This is a genomic window from Pseudomonas sp. 22082 (genome assembly GCF_052046055.1).
Classification (GTDB): Bacteria; Pseudomonadota; Gammaproteobacteria; order Pseudomonadales; family Pseudomonadaceae; genus Aquipseudomonas; species Aquipseudomonas pharyngis.
This window is the reverse complement of the sequence record NZ_JBQEQB010000012.1, coordinates 1-3,983: the sequence shown is the minus strand read 5'-3', so window position 1 is coordinate 3,983 and position 3,983 is coordinate 1. Positions and strand designations below refer to the sequence as shown.

Annotated in this window: 3 protein-coding genes and 1 tRNA gene; 2 read left to right on the top strand and 2 right to left on the bottom strand. The window is 60.2% G+C overall.

Annotation, left to right across the window (positions count from 1 at the left end):
• Nucleotides 1-30 precede the first annotated feature (30 nt).
• Entirely contained in the window at nt 31-798 is a 768-nt protein-coding gene (gene rlmB, locus ACTJK9_RS15485) for a 23S rRNA (guanosine(2251)-2'-O)-methyltransferase RlmB (RefSeq protein WP_007950704.1), read from the bottom strand.
• The gene (rnr, locus tag ACTJK9_RS15480; RefSeq protein ID WP_064593109.1) at nt 795-3,425 is read right to left on the bottom strand and encodes a ribonuclease R; all 2,631 of its coding nucleotides are present in this window, start codon (nt 3,423-3,425) and stop codon (nt 795-797) included. The genes rlmB and rnr overlap by 4 nt, the downstream gene beginning before the upstream one ends.
• Before the next feature lie 224 nt (nt 3,426-3,649).
• On the opposite strand from rnr, the gene ACTJK9_RS15475 reads away from it, so the two are divergent.
• Nucleotides 3,650-3,736 (top strand) — tRNA-Leu (locus tag ACTJK9_RS15475).
• A partial coding sequence (locus tag ACTJK9_RS15470; protein WP_440814711.1) for a hypothetical protein occupies nt 3,707-3,983 on the top strand: 277 nt, incomplete at its 3' end. The genes ACTJK9_RS15475 and ACTJK9_RS15470, both read left to right, overlap by 30 nt.

Here is a 3,983-nt window from a genome sequence, read left to right as displayed (position 1 = left end):
CCCGCTCCCACATTTGAATCGGCGTGAGGCTTAAGCCTTTTTGGCAGCCGCCTTGGCCTTGGCACCGCGCTGACGCTGGGCTTCGAACAGGCACACGCCGGTCGCAACCGAGACGTTGAGACTGCTGACGCTACCGGCCATCGGCAAGTGCACCAGGTAATCGCAATGCTCGCGTGTCAGGCGGCGCATGCCTTTGCCTTCGGCGCCCATGATCAGGATGGTCGGGCCGGTCAGGTCCTGGTCATAGATGCTGACCTCGGCCTCACCCGCCGTACCGACAATCCACAACCCACGCTGCTGGAGCTTCTCCAGAGTGCGTGCAAGGTTGGTAACGGCCACCAGCGGAATCACTTCCGCCGCGCCGCAAGCCACTTTACGCACCACAGGCGTCAGGGTGGCCGACTTGTCCTTCGGCACGATGACCGCCAGCGCACCGGCAGCGTCCGCCGAGCGCAGGCAGGCGCCGAGGTTGTGCGGATCGGTCACGCCGTCGAGCACCAGCAACAGCGGCGCGCCTTCGGTGCGATCGAGCAGCTCGTCGAGCATCGCTTCGCCCCAGACCTGGCTCGGGCTGACGTCCGCCACCACGCCCTGGTGCACGCCTTCAACCCAGGCGTCCATTTCGCGGCGCTCGGCCTGACCGATCTGGACCCGGTTTTCGTTGGCCAGCTCGATCAGCGTTTGCACGCGCGGATCGTTGCGACTCTCGGCCAGCCAGATCTGCTTGACGCGTTTAGGGTGGTGACGCAGCAACGCTTCTACCGCGTGAACGCCGTAGATTTTTTCCAACTGACTCATGACTTCGCCTTCGGTTTACGCGCCCCGCCACTTTTGGCTGGAGCGGAACCCGCTTTCGGCGGGCCTTTACGGTGTTTGCTCGGTTTGGCTGGCTTGCCGCCGGAAGCCTTGTCAGGCGCCGACCGTCCGGCCTTTCCCCCGGACGCCGCTTTACCACCGTTTTTGGCATCGGCCAGCAAGGCCTTCTTCAATTCACGGCTTTTGCGCAGCTCGGCGTTTTTCGCCACGGCATCGCTCGGACGATAGGCCTCGACAGCCTTCTCCTTGGCCGGACGACGGCTGGCGGTTTTTGCCGGAGCCTTTTCTTCCACAACCTTGGCTGCAGGAGTGGTCGTCTCGGCGCCACGCTTCTTGCGGCCGATCGGCGCGCTGATGGTTTTTTCAGCCATCTCGAAGTCGATCTTGCGCTCGTCGAGATCGACGCGCATGACGCGCACTTCAACGGTATCGCCAAGACGGAAGCTGCGACCGGTGCGCTCACCCGCCAGGCGGTGGTGCACAGGGTCGAAGTGGTAGTAGTCACCCGGCAACGCCGTAACGTGCACCAGACCTTCGACGTAAATATCGGTCAGTTCGACGAACAGCCCGAAACCGGTCACGGCAGTGATCACGCCCGGGAACGATTCGCCCACGCGGTCTTTCATGAACTCGCACTTGAGCCAGTTCACCACGTCGCGGGTCGCTTCGTCGGCACGGCGCTCGCTCATCGAGCACTGCTCGCCGAGTTGCTCCAGCGCTGCTTCGTCGTACGGATAGATGCGCGCCTTCGGAATGGTCATCGCACCGGCACGGCGAACGTGCGGGGTGTCCTGTTTCGAATGGATCACGCTGCGGATCGCCCGGTGCGTGAGCAGGTCCGGGTAACGACGGATCGGCGAGGTGAAGTGGGTATAGGCTTCGTAATTCAGGCCGAAGTGGCCTTCGTTCTGGGCGCTGTACACCGCCTGGCTCAGGGAGCGCAGCATCACGGTCTGGATCAGGTGGAAATCCGGACGGTCCTTGATGCTGGCCAACAGGGCCTGATAGTCCTTCGGCGACGGGCCATCCTTGCCTTTGTGCAGGGACAGACCGAGTTCACCCAAGAACGCGCGCAGTTTTTCCAGACGCTCCGGAGGCGGGCCGTCGTGGACACGGTACAGCGCAGGGATCTCGTGCTTCTTCAGGAATTCGGCGGTGGCCACGTTGGCCGCCAGCATGCATTCCTCGATCAGCTTGTGCGCGTCGTTACGGGTGGTCGGACGGATTTCGGCAATCTTGCGCTCGGAACCGAAGATGATCCGGGTTTCCTGCGTTTCGAAATCGATCGCGCCACGTACATGACGGGCAGCCAGCAATACCTTGTACAGCGCGTAGAGTTGCTTGAGGTGCGGCAAGACGTCGGTGTATTCACCGCGCAGCTTGCGCCCTTCTGTCGCTTTCGGCGTTTCCAGCATCGCGCTGACCTTGTTATAGGTCAGACGGGCGTGGGAATGGATCACTGCTTCATAGAAGCAGTAGTCGGTCATTTCGCCGGACTTGGAGATGGTCATCTCGCAAACCATGGCCAGACGGTCGACATGCGGATTCAGCGAGCACAGGCCGTTGGACAACTGCTCCGGGAGCATCGGCACCACGCGCTCGGGGAAGTACACCGAGTTGCCGCGCACCTGGGCTTCGTTGTCCAGAGCCGAACCGATCTTCACATAGCTGGAAACGTCGGCAATCGCCACGTACAACTTCCAGCCGCCGGAGAACAGGCGCAGTTTGCCCGGCTTGGCTTCGCAGTAGACCGCGTCGTCGAAGTCGCGGGCATCTTCGCCGTCGATGGTGACGAACGGCAGATGGCGCAGGTCGACGCGTTTCTCTTTGTCTTTTTCTTCGACTTCCGGCTTGAGCTTGCCGGCTTCCTTCAGAACGGCTTCAGGCCAGACGTGCGGAATGTCGTAGGTGCGCAGGGCGACATCGATTTCCATGCCCGGCGCCATGTAGTTGCCGACCACTTCGATCACATCACCTTGCGGCTGGAAGCGCGGCGTCGGCCAGTGAGTGATTTTCACCTCGACGAACTGACCGATCTGGGCGTTGGCGTTACGGCCCGGCGTCACCAGCACTTCCTGCTGGATCTTCGGGTTGTCCGCGACGACGAAGCCGATACCGCCTTCTTCGAAGTAGCGGCCGACGATGCTTTCGTGGGCACGGGACACCACTTCGACGATCACGCCTTCGCGACGACCGCGACGGTCCAGGCCGGAGACACGGGCCAGGGCACGGTCGCCGTCGAACACCAGACGCATTTGCGCCGGGCTCATGAACAGGTCGTCGGAGCCGTCATCCGGCACCAGGAAGCCGAAGCCGTCCCGGTGACCACTGATGCGACCGAGGATCAGGTCGAGCTTGTCGACTGGTGCATACGTACCACGGCGGGTATAGATCAGTTGAGCGTCGCGCTCCATGGCGCGCAGGCGGCGGCGCAGGGCTTCGATCTGGTCTTCTGTGGTCAGACCAAACTCTTCGACCAGTTGCTCGCGGGCAGCAGGCGAACCTCGATCAGCAAGGTGCTGAAGGATCAGTTCGCGGCTGGGAATAGGGTTTTCATATTTTTCCGCTTCACGAGCGGCCTCGGGATCGAGGGACTGCCAATCGGCCATTAGAGAGTTTTCACCTTGTCTATATGCGGGTTAGTTTGGCATAGGCGCCATCAAACGGGAAATTTCAGACTATAAAGGCCTTTCTAAAGCCCTCTATCGACGTTCGAAAGCCGTTTTGAACACCGCTGGTAAAAAAAATCATTTTTTTTGCCGGCAGGGGTTTACAGTTAAAAAGTCGCTCCGTATAGTGCGCGCCATCGACGACGTACACACGTTGACGAGATGCCCAGGTGGTGAAATTGGTAGACACGCCAGCTTCAGGTGCTGGTGACCTTACGGTCGTGGAAGTTCGAGTCTTCTCCTGGGCACCAATTTCGAGTTTGAGACTAGATCAGTTTCAAGACTCACACAAAAACCCGCGAAAGCGGGTTTTTTGCATTCTGCCCCCCGCTTTTTCTGAAATTGATTTATTAAAATCAAATCAGGGGTTTACAGATCAAAAGGCGCTCCGTATAGTGCGCCACATCAACAGCGGCGACGCTGAAGATGAAGCCCAGATGGTGAAATTGGTAGACACGCCAGCTTCAGGTGCTGGTGACCTTACGGTCGTGGAAGTTC

Bases quoted from the DNA above. Each gene is read 5' to 3' on its own strand.
- rlmB (WP_007950704.1), bottom strand. From the start codon at position 798: ATGAGTCAGTTGGAAAAAATCTACGGCGTTCACGCGGTAGAAGCGTTG.
- rnr (WP_064593109.1), bottom strand. From the start codon at position 3,425: ATGGCCGATTGGCAGTCCCTCGATCCCGAGGCCGCTCGTGAAGCGGAA.